The sequence below is a fragment of the Viridibacillus sp. NPDC093762 genome, assembly GCF_050279675.1.
Classification (GTDB): Bacteria; Bacillota; Bacilli; order Bacillales_A; family Planococcaceae; genus Viridibacillus.
In genome coordinates this window covers 1-18246 of sequence record NZ_JBNNUK010000015.1, presented here as the reverse complement: position 1 = coordinate 18246, position 18246 = coordinate 1, and the positions used below count along the sequence as shown (strand labels likewise).

The 18246-nt window shown below is 33.6% G+C and carries 21 protein-coding genes and 3 pseudogenes; 10 read left to right on the top strand and 14 right to left on the bottom strand.

What is annotated here, in order from left to right; all coding sequences use genetic code 11:
- Positions 1–154 precede the first annotated feature (154 nt).
- From ACQKM9_RS16290 to ACQKM9_RS16265, 6 genes are all read left to right on the top strand, one after another.
- The gene (locus ACQKM9_RS16290; protein WP_427735485.1) at positions 155–895 is read left to right on the top strand and encodes a DUF2935 domain-containing protein; all 741 of its coding nucleotides are present in this window, start codon (positions 155–157) and stop codon (positions 893–895) included.
- A gap of 604 nt (positions 896–1499) precedes the next feature.
- Positions 1500–2168 carry a TetR/AcrR family transcriptional regulator gene (locus tag ACQKM9_RS16285; protein WP_427735410.1) on the top strand — a complete coding sequence of 223 codons (669 nt, stop codon included), beginning with the start codon at positions 1500–1502 and terminating at the stop codon, positions 2166–2168.
- 57 nt (positions 2169–2225) lie between these two features.
- The gene (locus ACQKM9_RS16280) at positions 2226–3155 is read left to right on the top strand and encodes an ABC transporter ATP-binding protein (RefSeq protein WP_427735409.1); all 930 of its coding nucleotides are present in this window, start codon (positions 2226–2228) and stop codon (positions 3153–3155) included.
- Between the two features lies 1 nt (position 3156).
- The gene (locus ACQKM9_RS16275) at positions 3157–4038 is read left to right on the top strand and encodes an ABC transporter ATP-binding protein (RefSeq protein ID WP_427735408.1); all 882 of its coding nucleotides are present in this window, start codon (positions 3157–3159) and stop codon (positions 4036–4038) included.
- A gap of 15 nt (positions 4039–4053) precedes the next feature.
- On the top strand, positions 4054–4839 hold the full coding sequence (locus tag ACQKM9_RS16270; protein WP_427735407.1) for an ABC transporter permease subunit: 786 nt from the start codon (positions 4054–4056) through the stop codon (positions 4837–4839).
- A gap of 394 nt (positions 4840–5233) precedes the next feature.
- Positions 5234–5587: a YxeA family protein gene (locus ACQKM9_RS16265; protein WP_427735406.1), complete on the top strand. Its 354-nt coding sequence runs from the start codon at positions 5234–5236 to the stop codon at positions 5585–5587.
- Between the two features lie 154 nt (positions 5588–5741).
- On the opposite strand, the gene ACQKM9_RS16260 is transcribed toward ACQKM9_RS16265, so the two are convergent.
- From ACQKM9_RS16260 to ACQKM9_RS16245, 4 genes are all read right to left on the bottom strand, one after another.
- On the bottom strand, positions 5742–6134 hold the full coding sequence (locus ACQKM9_RS16260) for a DUF3888 domain-containing protein (RefSeq protein WP_427735405.1): 393 nt from the start codon (positions 6132–6134) through the stop codon (positions 5742–5744).
- Positions 6135–6319: 185 nt separating this feature from the next.
- Entirely contained in the window at positions 6320–6520 is a 201-nt protein-coding gene (locus ACQKM9_RS16255) for a hypothetical protein (protein WP_427735404.1), read from the bottom strand.
- A gap of 193 nt (positions 6521–6713) precedes the next feature.
- Positions 6714–7169, bottom strand: coding sequence for a GNAT family N-acetyltransferase (locus ACQKM9_RS16250; protein WP_427735403.1), 456 nt, complete (start codon positions 7167–7169; stop codon positions 6714–6716).
- A gap of 373 nt (positions 7170–7542) precedes the next feature.
- Complete coding sequence (locus ACQKM9_RS16245) at positions 7543–8094, bottom strand: TetR/AcrR family transcriptional regulator (protein ID WP_427735402.1); 552 nt, start codon at positions 8092–8094, stop codon at positions 7543–7545.
- Between the two features lie 149 nt (positions 8095–8243).
- Here ACQKM9_RS16245 and ACQKM9_RS16240 point away from each other — a divergent pair, with 149 nt between their 5' ends.
- From ACQKM9_RS16240 to ACQKM9_RS16225, 4 genes are all read left to right on the top strand, one after another.
- On the top strand, positions 8244–8786 hold the full coding sequence (locus tag ACQKM9_RS16240) for an NAD(P)-dependent oxidoreductase (protein ID WP_427735401.1): 543 nt from the start codon (positions 8244–8246) through the stop codon (positions 8784–8786).
- Between the two features lie 103 nt (positions 8787–8889).
- Complete coding sequence (locus ACQKM9_RS16235; protein ID WP_427735400.1) at positions 8890–9234, top strand: DoxX family protein; 345 nt, start codon at positions 8890–8892, stop codon at positions 9232–9234.
- Between the two features lie 15 nt (positions 9235–9249).
- Positions 9250–9399, top strand: a complete 150-nt coding sequence (locus ACQKM9_RS16230; RefSeq protein ID WP_427735399.1) for a hypothetical protein — start codon at positions 9250–9252, stop codon at positions 9397–9399.
- 304 nt (positions 9400–9703) lie between these two features.
- Positions 9704–9940: a hypothetical protein gene (locus ACQKM9_RS16225; protein WP_427735398.1), complete on the top strand. Its 237-nt coding sequence runs from the start codon at positions 9704–9706 to the stop codon at positions 9938–9940.
- A 76-nt stretch (positions 9941–10016) separates the two neighbouring features.
- Here ACQKM9_RS16225 and ACQKM9_RS16220 read toward each other — a convergent pair whose 3' ends face one another.
- The 10 genes and pseudogenes from ACQKM9_RS16220 to ACQKM9_RS16175 all read right to left on the bottom strand — a co-directional run.
- Positions 10017–10592, bottom strand: coding sequence for a DUF6434 domain-containing protein (locus ACQKM9_RS16220; RefSeq protein ID WP_427735397.1), 576 nt, complete (start codon positions 10590–10592; stop codon positions 10017–10019).
- Between the two features lie 157 nt (positions 10593–10749).
- Positions 10750–11205, bottom strand: a complete 456-nt coding sequence (locus ACQKM9_RS16215) for an NUDIX hydrolase (RefSeq protein WP_234447540.1) — start codon at positions 11203–11205, stop codon at positions 10750–10752.
- Positions 11206–11452: 247 nt separating this feature from the next.
- Positions 11453–11679, bottom strand: a pseudogene (locus ACQKM9_RS16210) (protein kinase); the annotation flags it as partial.
- A gap of 249 nt (positions 11680–11928) precedes the next feature.
- On the bottom strand, positions 11929–13017 hold the full coding sequence (locus ACQKM9_RS16205) for a phosphotransferase enzyme family protein (RefSeq protein ID WP_427735396.1): 1089 nt from the start codon (positions 13015–13017) through the stop codon (positions 11929–11931).
- Between the two features lie 640 nt (positions 13018–13657).
- A pseudogene (locus ACQKM9_RS16200) lies at positions 13658–14799 on the bottom strand (agmatine deiminase family protein).
- A 77-nt stretch (positions 14800–14876) separates the two neighbouring features.
- Positions 14877–15704 carry a MerR family transcriptional regulator gene (locus ACQKM9_RS16195; RefSeq protein WP_427735395.1) on the bottom strand — a complete coding sequence of 276 codons (828 nt, stop codon included), beginning with the start codon at positions 15702–15704 and terminating at the stop codon, positions 14877–14879.
- Positions 15705–16052: 348 nt separating this feature from the next.
- Entirely contained in the window at positions 16053–16502 is a 450-nt protein-coding gene (locus ACQKM9_RS16190; RefSeq protein WP_427735394.1) for a DUF1569 domain-containing protein, read from the bottom strand.
- A 147-nt stretch (positions 16503–16649) separates the two neighbouring features.
- Positions 16650–16964 (bottom strand): annotated as a pseudogene (locus ACQKM9_RS16185) (SMI1/KNR4 family protein); the annotation flags it as partial.
- 85 nt (positions 16965–17049) lie between these two features.
- Positions 17050–17520, bottom strand: coding sequence for a DinB family protein (locus ACQKM9_RS16180; RefSeq protein WP_427735393.1), 471 nt, complete (start codon positions 17518–17520; stop codon positions 17050–17052).
- 336 nt (positions 17521–17856) lie between these two features.
- A partial coding sequence (locus ACQKM9_RS16175; RefSeq protein ID WP_427735392.1) for a YitT family protein occupies positions 17857–18246 on the bottom strand: 390 nt, incomplete at its 5' end.

Sequence of the window (18246 nt, the reverse complement as noted above, 5' to 3'; positions counted from 1 at the left end):
CAAAACGAATATCGAAATATTCATACCTAGATTAAATTCATTAATCCTAAATAATTCGAATATATTTGTATAGTTATTACAAAATGAGGAGGAAGATCCCATCCCTACATTTGTAACGCAATCGTTGGAGGAGATACGATTTTGGTCACGAATTATGAAAGAACACGCTTTCTTTTTAAGTCTTGGATTTACAGCTGATCAGACCGAACTAATTCAAGAAGCAAAGTCTTTTATTATAGTTTTTGAACGGATTGAAGAACAAATTAGTGGATATGATGAAAAAACAGATCCCGAAGTAATTAGGCAGTTAAACATTCAAGTATACCAACAAGTTTCTTATATTTGGGCATTTAAGCGAAAGGTACTAGGATTAATTTTAAGTTGCAAAATAATTTCTAACAACATCCCATTATTAGTTGACCATACTAGCCGTGAGGCATATTATTTTGCGAAGCGACTAAAAGAATTAAATGAAGGTATTCTGATACCATTACCTGAAGCCATAATTAAAGAAAATGTATTTTTCCTAAAAATTATGGCAGACCATTCAAAATTCATTGGCCACCTGTTGGACCCTTCTGAGAGAAAATTAGTGGATCAGGCACGTGATTTCAGTCATGATTTCGATCAACTGCTTTTCCAGGCACAAGATTTAGATCATATGCGCCCTCAATCAGAAACAATACCGCTCTTAGACCAATTTCTTGATCAAAATCGAGTATCTGTCGTAGCGTTACGTGATTTCAAGAAAACAGCTAGAGATTTAATTGAAGCTTGTAGAATAAAAAGTAATATTCCGCCTCTTCTTGCTGACCACGTATACCGTGAAGCAGATCATTTTCTACACATTATTGATGCATTCGATGCGCATCTTACAGCACAAAAAAAATCTTAACTACTCCGTATAATTAGAACTCTCATTTTCCCCAAAGTTGTCTATATATTGCACATAATTAATAGAGGAAATCCTATAAGTCAATTAGTGGATGCCTTTTAATTAATATGAAAAGTGAAATTCCCTGGTCTTCATAACCTTACTTATTATATCGGCCATTTTTTTAGCTTTATGCTGCTCATTATATATCAACGATTTAATTAAACAGAGACAAAAAATAAAAGAGCTGAGCGAAATGTAACTCTCAGTTCTTTTACAGACATCAAATTTTACTAATGAAGTAATAGCCCTATTGAGGTGTTTTAATATCCTTCTTCAACTAACCTTCCCTTTAGTTGAAGAAGAAAAAAGAGCCTTCTAAACAGCTCAAAGATTTTTCTACTAAAGCAACCGTTAGTTCAATAAGAGAGACAAAAAGAGCCTATAATCTTTTTTAAGCAACATGCTATCAGCATATCCGATTATTTGGAACGAGTTTTTACCTGTTTTTTTAATTGTATACAACTCATACACGTATAAATTAAGTGATCACTTACTTTTATTGACATATAACATTATATTTCATATACTAAAAGTGAGTGATTACTCACTATTTTTTGCCGCATTGAAAGGAGAAACAATGTCCAACCAATTGTTCGATATGATTCTCTCCCGAGGAGAAACAAAGAAAAGAACGGAAAAACAAAAAAAGATTATAGAAAATGCTATAAAACTGTTTGCTCAAAAAGGTTACGCAAACACTTCAACAGCTGAAATTGCAAAAGCTGCTGAAGTATCAGAAGGTACTATTTTTAAACATTACGGAACAAAAGATCAATTATTACTTTCAATAATTCTTCCGTTTATTAAAGATTTTTTCCCTACTATGGTTCATGAAGTTATAAAGGAAACATTCCTACCTAAAACAGTTACATTCGAGCAATTTTTAAAAAGATTGCTAAAAAATAGGGCTGAGTTTATTTTTGAAAATAGAGACATCTTTCTAGTTGTTATCAAAGAAATCATTTATAAAGATGAATTGAAAAACGAGGTATTTCCCTACTTCTTCGAAAAGGTTCCTCCCATTTTAGGTAAAGTAATTGATGAGTTTAAAGCTCGTGGTGAAATAGTAGATCTACCTCATGATCGAATTTTAAAGATGTTAGCCACTGTTATCGGTGGTTTCTTTGTCTCTCGATTTATTCTATTGGATAACTATAGACCTAACAATGAAGATATAGATGATATAGTTCGTGTCGCTGTTTATGGATTAAGTACTTGCTCTTCTGTTTAAGTTCCATTAATAAATTCTTAATAATGAAAGTATTTTAATTTTGGAAGGAGTTTTAATATGGCTATCATACAGATAGATAACTTGACGAAGGATTATGGCCATAATCGTGGAGTGTTCGATGTTTCATTTTCTGTTGAAAAAGGAGAAGTCTACGGATTTTTAGGACCAAATGGTGCCGGTAAAACCACTGCAATTCGTCACATTATGGGGTTCTCCCGCCCTCAAAAAGGACGCACTTTTGTTAATGGATTGGACAGTTGGAACAATGCCAGTGAGATTCAAAAAAATCTTGGTTATCTACCAGGGGAAATCGCCCTACCCGAATCGTTAACTGGAACACAGTTTATTAAAATGATGGCAGAATTACGTGGATTAAAAGATATGAATCATACTAATTATTTAATGGAAAAGTTCGAACTTGATCCATCAGGTCGTTTGAAACGGATGTCACTCGGTATGAAACGAAAGCTAGCCATTGTAACTGCTTTTATGCATGATCCTGATGTACTTATTCTTGATGAGCCGACAAGCGGCCTTGATCCTATCATGCAAGATATCTTTATTGAATTTATTAAAGAAGAAAAAGAAAAAGGGAAAACCATTCTACTATCGAGTCATATTTTTAACGAAATTGATGCTACTTGTGACAAGATATCTATCATTAAAGATGGTTACTTAATTTCCACTTTTGTAGCAGACGAACTACGGAATAACGAGGACAAAACATTTAAAATTGAATTCAATTCAATTGATGATTTCAATCAGTTTAATAAAAATATTCATATTTATAAAAAATTCGAAGTAATTTCTTTAAGTCCAAATAAAAATCAGGTGAAAATAAGTATAAACGACAAGCATATTAATGAATTTATTAATATCCTATCTAATTATAATATAAAATTTTTCTCAGAAATTAAATTCACACTAGAGGATTACTTTATGAAATTTTACGACCGTAAATCAACTATTGAGGGAGATGCCGAATAATATGTCGTTTATTGAAATTAAAAACATGACAAAGGATTATGGAAGTGAACGAGGTATTTTTGACATCAATCTCTCAATAGAGAAAGGCCAAGTATTTGGTTTTGTTGGCACAAATGGCTCTGGTAAAACAACGACAATACGTCATTTAATGGGGTTTTTAAAACCTCAAAGTGGTAGTGCTACTATAAATGAATTGGATTGTTGGCAAGATTCAGCGGAAGTAAAAAAATTAATTGGCTATTTACCAGGAGAAATCGCATTTCCTGATGCACCAACAGGGACAGAGTTTCTTAAAAGACAAGCTGACTTAATAGGTCTTAAAGATATGTCGTATATGAATACGATTATCGAAAAGCTACAACTAGACCCTACTGCAAATTTAAAAAGAATGTCTAAAGGAATGAAACAAAAAACTGCGATTGTTGCTGCTTTGATGGCTGACCCAAAGGTTCTCATTCTAGATGAGCCGACAACTGGTCTTGATCCTTTGATGAGAGCAGAATTTATATCGATATTAAATGAAGAAAGAAAAAAAGGGAAAACGATTTTCATGTCGAGTCATATGTTTGATGAAGTTGAACATATTTGTGACAAAGTTGCATTGATTAAAGATGGGAGAATCATTGCAGTAAAGTCAACTGCAGAAATCAAACATAACGAAGATAAAGTATATAAGATTGAATTTATTTCAAAAGAAGATTATCAACAATTTTTGTCAAAGGCATTTAACTTTATAGAAAAAATAGATAGTAAAAATCAAGTGATTATTAAGTTAAATGATTGTGAAATTAATATGTTTCTTAGAGTATTAAAAAGTTACAAGATTAAGTTTATTACCGAAATGAAGTACAGTCTTGAAGAATACTTTAAGAGCTTATTCTAAGGGAGGAGCCAATTTATGTTTAGCAAACCTATTTTTAAACAAACGTTAAAATCCAATTTAAAATTATGGCTGATATTCACATTCATTATGAGTGTTTTGAATGCTGTCTTGATCACTGTGTTTGAACCTAGTACCATTTCTGGTATGGCCGATATGGTAAAAGGCACTCCACTTGAACACATGCTACAAAATACCACTTTCCTTGGCATGCTTGCCCAAACGTTCTTTTCGTTGCACGGTGTCATTCTATCGTTAGTCTTTATCATTATGACTGCTAATAGTTTAGTCGCTTCACAGGTAGATAGAGGGTCTATGGCCTACCTACTATCTACACCAACTAAAAGAATCGTTGTTGTTAGAACACAAGCAGCATACTTAATTACTTCCATTATCGTTATGTTTGCCACTGTTACAATTGTTGGAGTTGCATCGATTCAAATTTTCCAAGGCGATATAGATGTGAGTATCTCAGATTATCTCCTACTTAATTTAGGATTATTCCTTTTAATGTTTGCTACTAGTGGTATTTCATTCTTATTTTCTTGTGTATTCAATTTATCCAAAAACTCTTTAGCTTTGGGTGCAGGAATCCCTCTTGCTTTCTTCTTGTTCCAACTGATGGCGCAAGTAAGTGAAAGCCTTGAAGGCATTAAATACATCTCACTAAATACCCTTTTTGACACAGATGCAATTTTAAAAGGTGATGGTTTTATGGTTCAATTTGTTATCCTTGCAGTGGTTGGAATTGTACTCTATGCAATAGGAATACGAATATTTCAACAAAAAGATTTACCATTATAATTAACAATCAAATGCAAAAAGGAACAGTTCATTTTATCGCTGTTTCTTTTTTTTATACATATTATGTCTATTAATTTTTGAATAAATATTTCAACAAAATATAACTTGTATTTATTAATAATCCATCTTTGCATATTGAAGAAAACTGCCCCGTTAGTTGAATAAAAAAAGAGCTCTCTAAACAGCTCAAAGATTAACTACTAAAGCACTCGTAAATTTGTGGGAAAAAATTACATTTTATAAAATAACAGACCACAACTTAGATATTAGACCGTACTTACGTAGAAAGTGACAATATCGTCACTTCTTTCTTTATTTGTAACCCTAACCGAAGGCTACTACTTTTTATTTCTTGTAAATTGTACGAAAGAAGAAAATAAGGAGGAATGCTACGATGAAAGCTATAAAGATAGCAATTGGAACCCTGATTGTTGCAGTCATAATAATATTGCTTATGTCTCTTTTGGTTAAGAACGAACTTGCAGATATGTTAAACCCTTTTATTCATCAAAAGGATGTTTTTGTAAAGATTGATCAACCTGGAAAAAAGATTGATCAGGAAACATACGAGTATGCCCTTGACGGAATTAATGTAGATGGCAAAAAAATAAAGATTACTTTCACTGCCAGTAAACAATTACGTGAGGGGGCATACTTAAAAGTTGATACAAAGAGAACTTATGTGAAAGCTTGGGAAGAAGTGCAGCTGAATAATATTCCCTCCGTTGTACGAGATAAGCTCAAGTAAGACTCATGGAAATTGGTCTTAGGGTATAGTATTTTACATATTTATTTAGTGGGACGTACCATGTGCAAAAAGCGAAGAGACTTACTGTGTTTCAATGACATTTATTGAACTAACCTGCCCCGTTAGTTGATGAAGAGAAAAGGTGGTATAAAAATTACTCTCGAAATTCAGTTACTGAAACCCCCGATGTTGTTACATTAAAGGTTATAGTAACTGGACCCTCTGGTGGATTAAAAGGACCTGTATAAGTATCATATTTTACTTTCACAATAAAGTCATATTGGGAATATCTACCAGATAATCGTTTTATCTCTAATATTTTTGCATTCCAAAGTGCATGACTTCGATTTGGATATTTCTTGTTAATCTCTTTACTTGCATACGGGTCTAATAGTGCTATTAAGACATCAGAAGAATCAGAATGCTTTTCTTCAGAGCGGACTTCATCTGTTTCAGCCGTACTTTTGTTCGATGACAACATCCCCGAAGCGAATATCGCTAACATGAAAATAAATATCAAAATATAGGGAGTTGATTTATTTTTCATATTTTATTACCACCTTATTTTATTAATTAAGGTAGTTTGTCCAGTTCGTAAAAATTATGAGTTAGTTTTTGGTAACTTGCTGCTTTAGTTAAAATAAGAGCCGTCTGAAGAGACCCGTAATCTTCAACTAAAGTACCCGTTACTTTAAGTACCATCCTTCACAAATCAATAATCTTAACAATCCTTTATAGTCCTTTTTCGCTAATCCATTTAATGAATAATAACACTACCAAAATTGCAATACAGCCCCACCAAATGCTTAATAATGATTCATTTAATGAACCTGGATGTTCACCCTCCAATTTATAAGAGGAAAATAAGCCTTGGGTTATAAGGATGAATCCGAAAAGTATAGTACTAAACAACCAATACCACCAACGTTTCATATTAACTCCCCCTAACATATCCTTCTTCTACTAAACTGCTCTATTACCCGATTGGTGCACACATTTTAAACATGGATCTTCAACTAAATTGCTCCGTTAGTTGAATAAAAAAAGAGTTGTCTGAACAGCTCAAAGATCTTCTACTAAAGCGCCAGATTGCGGAATATCATAAGTACATGTCTTTTTAAATGAGTTATTTGGAAATCGATTGTTTTCCGGAATTATCAAATCGAAAAATAGTCATTTGTCCATCAAATGTTTCCCCGTTTTTCTCAGTGTAAATTCCATTAGTGTAATTAGATATTGACTTCCTCCAAAATTTTAGTCCACCAATGTTTTTCTTTAGCTGGTTAGTAAACAACTCCCAATTCCCTTTAAATTGGTCAAATACTATATTTTCTGCTCTTTCAGCGATACCTTTTCCTCTTAATGATTGAATTAAAAAGAAATCATTTACAAAATACTCAATTCCTTTGTTACAATGTGGCGGGGTTGCTATTAAGATAAATCCCGCTGGTTTTCCATCTACTGAAATTACGTATAGAAATAAAATTCCGGGCTTTTCCCACCAAATATTTTGAACTTCATACTGGTCCTTTAATGTTCGAAAATCATCACTATCCTCGTATATCCCGTGAACATTCGGCATTCTATAATAATGTCCAGAAAGGTCATATAGGTACAAAGGATATAAGTTTTTTATTATATATGCTTCACTTTTATCTGTTAAATGAACATCAATTTTTATAGGCTTCTCCTTTTAATAAAGAAATAAAAACTTTTATGTAAGTTTTCGACAATCGAACAATTAATCCCTTTAATTTTTCATACTCTTCTTATTTCCTACACAATCTGGCCAGATTGTTGAACACAAGTTAAACAACCCTATTCAACTAAACTGTTCCTTTAATTGAATAAGAAAAAAGAGCTGTCTGAACAGCTCAATGATCTTCAAGTAAAGTACCCGTTAGCTTAATAAGACTTACCTTCAGTTCTTGACCTCCAGTACTAAATTGATGTTTTTAGTCAATTAATAATGCATGGAATACTGCTTCAATAACATCTTCCATTGGCTGTTCGCCACTTTTCACATATTTCGTTGACATCCCATACAATGTCCAGCTCATCATAATACTCTGTAAATCAACTTTCTCAAAAGGCCAATCAGGATACTTTTTCTTTAATAGCTCACGAAATACTCGCCCCAACTCTTCTTTAATAATCGTTTCGATCTTAGGTGTGAATGACTCATAACTTCTGGTACATTGGCTTGCTAACCCTTTTTGGAAACTAAGTAAACTAATGAAAATATCTTTTAATGAAGAAGATGTTATCGACTCATACGAGCTCACATTTTTTAAAACGCCTTTAATTACATCCTCACTTAATACTTTTTCGAGTAAATCATATTTGTCATAAAAGTGATAATAAAAAGTCGCACGATTAACTGTTGCACGAGTTGTAATATCTTTAATGGTAATATCTTTAAAATCCTTCTCTACAGCTAGCTGCATAAAGGCATCCATTATTAGTTGTCTTGTTCTTAATATTCGCGGATCCAATGTTTTCTCCATGTTTTCCCTCCCTACTTTTTCGACATTCGAGGCGAAATGTCGTATAAACGATTTTTCCTCTTATTTGTTGGTTGAGCAAATTTTATTTTGAATTTAAGATAATTATACGACAATCGTTGGATATACGAAACATGTTGGAGAATTGAAAAATGAATATCACAGTATTTGGTGCGAACGGACAGATTGGTCAGCATTTTATTCAGATTGCCCTACAAAATGGTGACAAAGTAAAAGCTTACGTACGACGTGAAGGTGCCCTAAAGCTAAAGTACGCCAATTTAGAAGTCATGGTTGGCAGCTTAACAGATGAACAGCAAGTGACAAAAGCAATTAAAGGGCAAGATGCGGTTGTGAGTACACTTGGTCCTGCTTTATCGATGAGTCGAAAGGTAGAGGCTTTGCCCATTACAAAAGCACATGAAATGATTTTGTACGCAATGGATCAACGGGGGGTAAAGTGTTTTACTACACTTGCAACACCAACGCTAAATTCAAGATTCGTTCAAAAGCAGCTCGTAACAGTAATACCAAGCATTATGGCGAAAACATTGTATCCAACTGGATTTGCGGAAATGAAAGTAATTAGCAAGCTGATACACCAAAGTCATGTCGATTGGACGGTTATACCCAAATGTAAAAACAGATGGCAATGGGTATACCATTTCGCTCGGGGATACAAAAGGAAAATTTAGTGTATCACGTAAAAATGTAGCGCAATGTATGTATGATGCAATTCGCAAGCAAGAATGGATAGGTAAAATGCCTATCGTCTTTAACAAATAAGGGGGAATACAAATGACAGTAGTAGCATGGATTTTACAAGGTATTTTAGTTTTAATGTTCCTGATGGCTGGTTTAGGAAAAACATTTGGTTCAAAAATGCACATCGAAGGATTTAAGAAATGGGGTTACCCGCAATGGTTCCGCGTAGTAACTGGTTTAATTGAATTAGGTGCGGCCATTTTATTAATTGTAGGTTTTTGGAATGATACATCCGCAATTATCGGCGCTGCGATTTTAGTAGCCGTAGGAATTGGTGGCGTGATTACACATATTCGCGTAAAAGATACAATGAAAGAAACAGCGACAATTTTGGTGCTTGGCATTTTAGCTCTTGTATTACTAATCATTCTATTATAAAAAGTGGGTGCAAATATGAAATTCGAATTTGGCGTTTATTCTTTAGGTGAACGTATTCCAGATGCAGAAGGCAACGTGCTCACTGCACAGGAGCGCATTGAAAACATTATCCAAATGGGAAAATGGGCAGATGAGGCAGGTCTTAATGTGTTTTGGTGTTGGTGAGCACCATCGTTTAGACTTCGTGACATCAAGTTACGCAATGCTCCTTGCAGCCATTGCGTTAGTTGAATAAGCATGTATAACAAAATCATCTTTGGTAAGGCTAAATCTGAGGTGATAAATGTGATTCGTAAAATATTATTTACATCAATCCCCATACTTTTCCTATTTAATCTATTTATAGTAAGTGCACAGAGCACAACAAATATTGAACTTCTTGATATTCAAAAACAGAAGATAATAACAATCCCAACAAATCCCGAAATACAATTAGAGACTAAAAAAATTATTGAAGGAATTGATAATATTGTTAAAAAAAATCAAACCTATTCCAGACAAAGGTTATATAGTTAAAATCCCCTTAACGCCATCTCTTCGAATAGAAAATAAATGGGTGAAAACTTTGATTGATGAAGTTATCATTATTATTCCCGAAGATGAAAAGCCTTATTTACTCATATTTGATGATGAAAGTAAGCCTCATTTTTTCACCATTAAAACAGAAATTGATACGTTACTAAAAACTTTAGATGTTTCCCTTTAAAAAAGGCCACTTATTGGTCTTTTTATTTTGTACTTCTTCAACTAACCTGCCACTTTAGTCGAAGAAGTAGAAGGGGTCAAGAATTACTTTTCGATATGTATTTATTTTCTCCTGGCAACTTCTTTATCTCTTTCCAAGCAGCAATTGCATCTTCTCGCTTTTTTCCTTTGTTTTCAGGATCAGTAAAGTAATCTCGTGTAAATTGATTATATTCAAATTGAGAACTAATTGTTGTGATGTATGAAGGGTCTTTCTTACGATCCTCTTCTTCATACCAGGCAGCAATTACTTCTTGATATGTCTTTCCTACATTTTCTTTAAAATAGTTTTGAATATGTGTGGAAAAATGAAATTTAGGAATTTGTGATTTAAAGAATGCCCTTACTGCCTGACTACAACGATGCTCTTCTGTAATAATTGTATTTAGGCTCAACTCCTTTGATTTGGAAGACTTTTGGTAAGAATTTTGTTTTCTCGATGGTTTAACGATTTTTCCTGTTTGAAGAAAGAAAGCAATTCTATCTGTGATTTCAACTTTAGAACCTGAAGTACTTATCCCATTTTCTCTACAAAAAACCTGTAGTTCTTCTTTTAACCAGTAAAAATTCCTGAAAACTTTTTCATTCAAATCCTTTGATAATACGGGTCGCATTTCATTCACCTCTTTTGTATTTAAATCCCATTATAGAATATTGGTTTCCAAATGTCCTTGCTAATATTTTTTTTAACTCTTCTTGTACTAAACTGCCCCGTTAGTTCAATAGCTCCAACAAAAAAGAACGTTAATCATTCTTGGATTAACGCACCCGTTAGTTGAATAACTTTAATTGTCTTAATGCTTCATTAACTGCCCAACTTTGATGTTCGTGGAATAAGTTTACTATTGCTTGGATTGGTTCAATCCATTTAAGGAAATTGTCTTCTTCTGTAGGTTCACTTATTTGCCTACCCGTGTCGCATAAATAAAAATACCCTTCGCTAAGGTAATATTTATATTCATTTGTAGAATAAAAGTATCTTCGGGCACACCCTACAAAATGACCCACCTCAATATCCATCCCCATTTCCTCAAGAGATTCTCTTTTTAAACACTCTTCGTGTGTCTCATTTTTTTCTATTCCCCCACCTGGAAGAAAATACTTACCATCACTTGTTTGAATAATTGCTATTTTATCTTTCTGACTATCGAACATTAAACAATAAACAGCAGGTCTCAATATGTATTCCTTACCATCTTCTTTTTCACCGAAAGTGATAATATCCACAATTACACCACTCCTTCCTTTTATTCACTTTTACATATTCTATCATTTCTACTTAAACTAAACTGTCCCTTTAGTTCAATAAAAAAAAGGCTCTACTCCTTTTTGAATTAAAGCATCCCGTTAGTTGAACAAGAAAAGTGAAGCTTATTCCACAATCGCGCTCGATTGTGGAAGATTAAGATTAGTTTTTCAATAAACCGTTTGTGTCAAGGAAAGAATGTCTTTTTCAATTCTCATTCAAAAATGGTTCAAAAACTTCTTTTAGTTTTATAAATAAGGGAAGTTTTTCTAACATGTCCTTTGGGAGACCGTTTTCCTCTTAGTATCCCTCGATGATTACTTTTGTAATACTTCTTCCATATTCAATGATGTTCCCACCACCGACAAATAAACCTCTATCGCACTAAATATTGGAACAGCTAAATCAAAAATATAAAAATTCTTCACACAATCTTGAAAATCAATCATTGACAGTTTTAAATCACACTAACTCCAACCACTCGACAGCCTCCCTATGTGTCGAGTGTATGTGTCAATATATTGGTGCTGGTCGGTTTAATATTAAATAGGCTCGATTCCCATTTAGTGGAATCGAGCCCCTTTTTTCTTATCATTCTTCAACTGTTGCTTTAATAAACTATAGCACCTGAATGTTTAATACCCTAGCTAACCATATAAGAATAGAAACTTGAAGATAACGAAACACTGTCATCACATTTGGAATTAGTGGATTGAAGATTGAATATTTCGTTTCTCACACTCGAAAGGTTCTTCGCATGAGAAAACTTCATGGAAAAATCCCTTATATGGTATACCTTCTTCGAGGCATTTTATGCTATATGACAACTCTTCATCGCACTCCAGCTCTTCACCGCTGTTCCGCATGACCTCGAATGCATCTATAATATTTTCCATGACAGTAATTTGGATAAATAAGGGCAGATTATTCAACATCGAATCTTCGATTTTGGTTTCAGATGTGTATCCCTCAAGTACTGTTTTAAAATAATCATCCATAAAGTCTTTTCGTTTACCGGCATCTGGTTCGAATTGTATCCAGCCCAATCCCAGCATCCAGGCATTCGCCAAGTCATACATATACCAACAGAAACAAGAGTTATCGAAATCAAATACAGTGATTTGTCCGGTATCAAAGTCAATCATATAATTACCATCATTGTAATCAAAATGTACCATACCGTATGACTCAGAGTTCTTGTCCAACCCTTCTAATGTTTTAAGAAGCCCTACCATCTTCTCCTTAAGCAGTGGTAACGTATCCGGTATCAGATTATCGATATACGCGGCATTGTATTTATCAAAGAAACTATATCGGCGATGAACAGGAGCATAGCCTTTCGACAATTGGTGCAGCTTCCCGAGAACTTTACCGCAGTTATAATAGTATTCCGTAATTGGAACTCCTTCGCGATACTGAAAATGATTTTCTACAAGCATTTTTCCCCTAGCTTTTTCAAACAGGCAGACAAAAAAGGTGTGATTATTATGAGTGATCTCTTCCAGTAGATTCCCCTTCCGAGAGCTAATCACATTCGAGACACTACCGCCATGCTCGAATAAATATTGAATATATTCAACTTCTCCCAGCAGATCCTCTCGGCTCCTGTCATTTAAAAAGGTGATTCTGAGTATTTTTGCACTAGCGCCCTCTTTCTCACAGTTATAAACGACATTCCGCCCTCCGTCATGAGCATTAATTAAACTTGTTTCATAGCCTTCCAACTCGTACAACTCTGAAACTAGTGGACTTAAATAAGCTTCGTATATTTTAGCAACTTCATTATGAGTCATATATCTTCTCCCTTAGCTCTATATTAGTTAAAAACACTATTAGTAATAATCTGAAGGATCTGCAACCTTCGTGCATAAGTTCTAAATTAATTAAATTCTGATTACAAAATTTTATAAGCTGATCTTTAAATATTCCAACATCCCCTTTTTCTATTGAAATAATTGACTACCTGGACTTTACTTACACTAAACAATCTATCCTTAACATTAACATAAATACCTATTTTTAACAAATTATGTTTTTAAACAATCTGGCCCGATTGTTGAACACAAGATAAACAACACTCTTCAACTAACCTGCCCCTTTAGTTTAAGTACATTTCTTCACAATCTTTATAGTGATATTAACATAAATATCCCATAAAAAATCATCGCACCTCTAAAAAATCTATAGAGGTGCGATGATTTTAATCAAACTTTTTACAAAACTACAACCGCTAATAGATTAACGAAAATATAAGCTAAGCGACATACTGAAGAAAAAATACCGGTATACTATACGCTAAGGATTTACCGAGATTCTGTGGGCAAAGTAGAAGCAATTCTTTTTGATCTATCGCTTCGTAAACAATATTGAAAAATGGAATAGTAATGATAGTATTGTTTTCAATTATGTTGAGATTCGTTGTAAAAAACTCTATCACTTTAAATTGACTGGTTGTTGTTGTGTAACACAGTGAATCATACCACCATCTTTATAAAGTTCCCTTACATCAATACCAATTACCTTACGATTAGGGTATAGTTTTTGGATTGTATCGTTTGCTATTTAGTCATTAGGGTCATTATAATTCGGAACTAATACAACTGTATTCCCAATATAAAAATTTACATATGAACCTTTGTATTCTAAATTCGTTCCATTATCTAAAATCACATTATTTTTACTGATTGGTAAATACACATACTGATAAGGCTTGTCGAAGGCATTCTTTGCATTCATTAATTTTTTAATATCCTTATGAGAAAGACCCCATTCTTCTAAATCATCTTTTTTCATTGTAATGATTGAAGACTTATCATGAAATCTTGCAAAACCATCAATATGAAAATCTGTAATGTCTAGGTTTGGCACTCCATCTAACCAAATAAAATTAATAGCACCAATATTTTCTTTCATATACTCCTCGATTTCTGATTCTGATAATTTAGGGTTTCGGTTTTTATTAGTAACAGCACTACGTGTCGATAAAAAAGTGCCATTACCATCTAGTTCAAATGCTCCACCTTCAAGTACTACACTATTTAGATTAATTCTTTCCATACCTAACTGCTTGCTAAGAACACTTGGTATTAATGCATCTTTTTTGTATCGCGTTTTCTTACCCCATCCATTAAATCCCCAATCCATGAGTTTCAAATTGTTTTCTTTATCGTATACAAAAATTGGTGCTGTATCTCTTGCCCATACATCGTCAGTAGGAACAATATAAAAATCAATTTTGTTCATATTTATGCCCTCATCATACAGAAGATCATTAATATAGTCCTTTTCATATTCATCATATGCGATAAGATGAACATTTTCTCCTTCACTAAGGGCAGCTGTCATCTCGATCCAAATTGGTTCAATCTTTTCTTCATAGCCTTTACCATATGTAAAGGAATGAGGCCATTGCAACCACGTACCTTCATGTTTGCTGCTTTCATCGGGCATTGTGTATTTACCTACGTGCTGTTTTTTCACGAATTGACTCCCCTCACCTTTACTTGGACTACACCCCCCATTATGATTCCAGCCGTTAATACAGCCCCTATGCAAAGTACAATTATCTTTTTCATATCCAAGATCTCCTTAAGTTGTGTTAGCTTTCTCTTGGAAGTAGAATAAGCTTTGACATAGTGTCAAAGTCAAGCAATTATTGCATTTCTTTTTTGATGACGGGAAGGCTAATTTGCGTCACATACTCCTCTACATGACAGTCACATTCTGAACCTTTCAAGTAGGTTTCATAAGGAAGACCATCCATGCAGTAGCCGTTGCTTTCTGTCCATTCTTCAAGTGCCAGATGTGCGTATCCGATATAGTCATAACTTCCGATATGCAAGGTAGTAGCAACAATCTTTTGGGGGAGTTTTTTTATTTGCCATTCCCTTGATATTTTTTCGTCATTCCTATGAATAATCGGAATCATTAATTCAATATCACAGTGGTCAGGGGTAAACTCTTCATCAAAAAAAATGACAGACGGAACACTAAGTAACTGAATAATACTCTCTTTTGCCTTATCGTAAAAGGAATCAAAGTACTTGTCCATGTCATCAATATTAATCTGTAATCTTTGACTTACGACTCTGATCTCGTTTCGCATTCCAAGCAATATATCATAGGATTTTCTTTCTCCTTGTATTAAATCCTCATTCTTTTCGATCATCTCATGCATTTCTGTAATGATCTGTCTATATCGACTCATCTCATTTGATATTTCATTTATTTTCGCGTGTATCATTCCGATAAACAATGTACTGTCTGACGACTGCAGGATCGTTCTAATTTCAGGCAGGGAAAATCTATATTCTTTCAATTTCTTAATTAGTAATGCCGTTTCTAATTGACTCTTCTCATAATATCTGTACCCGTTTGTTGTATCTACATGTACTGGTTTCAAAAGTTCTTCCTTGTCATAGTGTCGTAACATGCGAGCACTCATTTTGCAAAGTTGTGAAAATCTGCTGATTGTGTACATATTTCTCCTTTACTTAGTGTGATGTTTTTTGGGGCAAAATCGGAAGTATATCGTCTTGAGCTTATGATATCAATAGCCTTTCGCAAAAAGCAAGGTAAGCTTAGGAAGAGCCTAATCCTTCTTGTACTAAATCCCCCGTTAGTTGAAGAGGAAAAGTGAAGCTTATTCCACAATCGTGCCCCTTTAAGGCAAAACAAAAGATTATAAAAAGACATACTGTTGGTTGCTTCAAATAGTAATTGAGAATAAATCAAAGCATTGTACATCTTATGCAAGAGAATAGTAATTAGGCTTAGCGATACTTTCTTCCACTAACGATGCACATCGTTTCATTTTGTTTTTCAATGTTTAAACTTCGAACTGTTTCAAATGATGGTCAAGGTGCTTGTATATTCCTTTCCCCCATTGCTCAGAAGTAAGTTTTCCAAAAAAAGGATGAGGATGAGTTGTGCACTTCTCTGGTCCATTATTTTGGAATGTGATAATTTTTTGTTTAAGCTTTTCTTTTTCTGTGTCAAATTCTCTATCATCTGCAATCAAAATGATTGGAATAGTAGACATATTATGGGGCAATGTCTTGTCATTGTAAATAATTTGTTTTGCAAACCTCCCTACTAGTATCCCTAACCAACTCCTTGGTGGAAAAGAATTCCCCATTGCAATGTCTTGGAAAGATGAACAATGTGCTAGCATTTGGGCAACATCCATTTTTCCCCATTGTGATTGTGAATTTGGACTCAATTTGTCAATACGCTTTAAAATTTCTGCTGTATACATATGATTAAAAATATTCTTCATTAGTGCATATCCCCTTTAATTATTATGAGTCAAACTTCTTAACTTATTTGGCCCGATAGTTCAATAAGGAAAAGCGATCTCTCATATTGAAGAATCGCTCTGTTTACTGAATAGCACAGTTAATATTTGCTTTTAAACCTTATCTTCCTAAATGATTAAACCATTTAAAAAAGAATCAAAGTTAGAAGCGAGTTCAATAATCTGTTTATCTTCTAAATCAATAAAGATAACAGGTTGTTCTTCTTTTGTATTTCTGTAATCAAAAGCAACCCAGGAATGGCTATCTCCAGAAATCAGTACGATATTGTTAGGCAATCCCCTTTCTTCAATTAAATACGCGCTCTCTAAAATACCTTTTTCATCACCGATTCCAAAGATATGATCAATATTTATATGGTCATCTGCCCAAGATTTCGGGACCTCAGTAGGATAAGAGTCAAAATTAATATATCCTGCATTTTGTTCCTTAAGAACAGCTCATAGATCTTCTTACTAAAGTACCCCGTTAGGTCAATAACTATAAAAGATAGCACTTTTTGTTTTTGCTCTAATTCCAGCTCTTTTGTATCTTCCGAATATAAACAATTTGACCAATATGATATGCATTATGTGTCGTTACATTACCCAATACTTGCCACCAATTAGCTTCAAAGTACCCTTGAACATCGCTTTCTAGTTGTTCTTCCGTTAATATTTCTTGCCAATGTAAAAGAACATCTAAAAGTTGTTTTTGAAGTTCATAGAATGATTTTTTTTTTGAAATGGTAAATGTACTGTCATTACTTCCTACTGTTGAAACTGCATTAACACTAGCTTTTTTATACCTTGTTTGCCACGTTTCATTCCAATAAAGCAAATGCTGTACAATTTCGGCAATACTATTACTTTCTTCACTCACCTTCCAAAAAGCTTCTTCATCTGTCAAATTTTTAACAGATTCTGCAAATGGTACGTACCAACTTGGATCGTTTGCATTAGCTAACGACTGATCAGACAAAACATCTTTTGGGTGAAACATACCTGCCACACTCCTTCTTAAGGTTTATCAGAATTTTATGCCTTTAGTTATAGTTAATCATTCTCTTTAATATGGTTATTCCCCTTTTTTTATTACTCTTTCTTCACAATTTTTACAGTGATAGTAACATAAATATCCAAAAAAAATCATCTCACCTCTAGAAATCTATAGAGGTGAGATGATTTTAATCATACTTTAATACAAATTATCAATATTTATTATAAATGAACAAACTTGATTATAAAGCTACATCTGCCAATAGACTAGTAATTCAATCAGGTAGATATCTATCTAATAGCCACTCTACAAATTGTAACTCTTATAAACAACCTCTTACTAAGCTTTAGAAATATCAATAAATCCTTCTCCGAACACATCACGAACATCGTGTATAGCGATGAAAGCATTCGGATCAGTAGATTGAACAATCCGTTTCAACTTTATTACTTCTTGCTTACTAATAACAATATAAAGAATTTCCTTTGGGGTTTTTGTGTAATAACCATGCCCTGAGTATACGGTTACCCCTCTGTCCATTGATGTAGTCACCTGTTTGGCAATGTCATTCGGTTTATCAGAAATAATCGTAATGGCCTTCTTCGGATTCAAGCCTTCGATTACAAATTCCATTACTTTCGTTCCTACATATAGCATAATAATTGTCAACATCAGCTTTTCCGCACCAATGATAAAATAAGATGAAAAAGCAACTATTAAATCAAAAAA

Bases quoted from the DNA above. Each gene is read 5' to 3' on its own strand.
- ACQKM9_RS16290 (WP_427735485.1), top strand. From the start codon at position 155: ATGAAAGAACACGCTTTCTTTTTAAGTCTTGGATTTACAGCTGATCAG.
- ACQKM9_RS16280 (WP_427735409.1), top strand. From the start codon at position 2,226: ATGGCTATCATACAGATAGATAACTTGACGAAGGATTATGGCCATAAT.
- ACQKM9_RS16275 (WP_427735408.1), top strand. From the start codon at position 3,157: ATGTCGTTTATTGAAATTAAAAACATGACAAAGGATTATGGAAGTGAA.
- ACQKM9_RS16270 (WP_427735407.1), top strand. From the start codon at position 4,054: ATGTTTAGCAAACCTATTTTTAAACAAACGTTAAAATCCAATTTAAAA.
- ACQKM9_RS16265 (WP_427735406.1), top strand. From the start codon at position 5,234: ATGAAAGCTATAAAGATAGCAATTGGAACCCTGATTGTTGCAGTCATA.
- ACQKM9_RS16260 (WP_427735405.1), bottom strand. From the start codon at position 6,134: ATGAAAAATAAATCAACTCCCTATATTTTGATATTTATTTTCATGTTA.
- ACQKM9_RS16255 (WP_427735404.1), bottom strand. From the start codon at position 6,520: ATGAAACGTTGGTGGTATTGGTTGTTTAGTACTATACTTTTCGGATTC.
- ACQKM9_RS16250 (WP_427735403.1), bottom strand. From the start codon at position 7,169: ATGCCGAATGTTCACGGGATATACGAGGATAGTGATGATTTTCGAACA.
- ACQKM9_RS16245 (WP_427735402.1), bottom strand. From the start codon at position 8,094: ATGGAGAAAACATTGGATCCGCGAATATTAAGAACAAGACAACTAATA.
- ACQKM9_RS16240 (WP_427735401.1), top strand. From the start codon at position 8,244: ATGAATATCACAGTATTTGGTGCGAACGGACAGATTGGTCAGCATTTT.
- ACQKM9_RS16235 (WP_427735400.1), top strand. From the start codon at position 8,890: ATGACAGTAGTAGCATGGATTTTACAAGGTATTTTAGTTTTAATGTTC.
- ACQKM9_RS16230 (WP_427735399.1), top strand. From the start codon at position 9,250: ATGAAATTCGAATTTGGCGTTTATTCTTTAGGTGAACGTATTCCAGAT.
- ACQKM9_RS16220 (WP_427735397.1), bottom strand. From the start codon at position 10,592: ATGCGACCCGTATTATCAAAGGATTTGAATGAAAAAGTTTTCAGGAAT.
- ACQKM9_RS16205 (WP_427735396.1), bottom strand. From the start codon at position 13,017: ATGACTCATAATGAAGTTGCTAAAATATACGAAGCTTATTTAAGTCCA.
- ACQKM9_RS16195 (WP_427735395.1), bottom strand. From the start codon at position 15,704: ATGTACACAATCAGCAGATTTTCACAACTTTGCAAAATGAGTGCTCGC.
- ACQKM9_RS16190 (WP_427735394.1), bottom strand. From the start codon at position 16,502: ATGAAGAATATTTTTAATCATATGTATACAGCAGAAATTTTAAAGCGT.
- ACQKM9_RS16180 (WP_427735393.1), bottom strand. From the start codon at position 17,520: ATGTTTCACCCAAAAGATGTTTTGTCTGATCAGTCGTTAGCTAATGCA.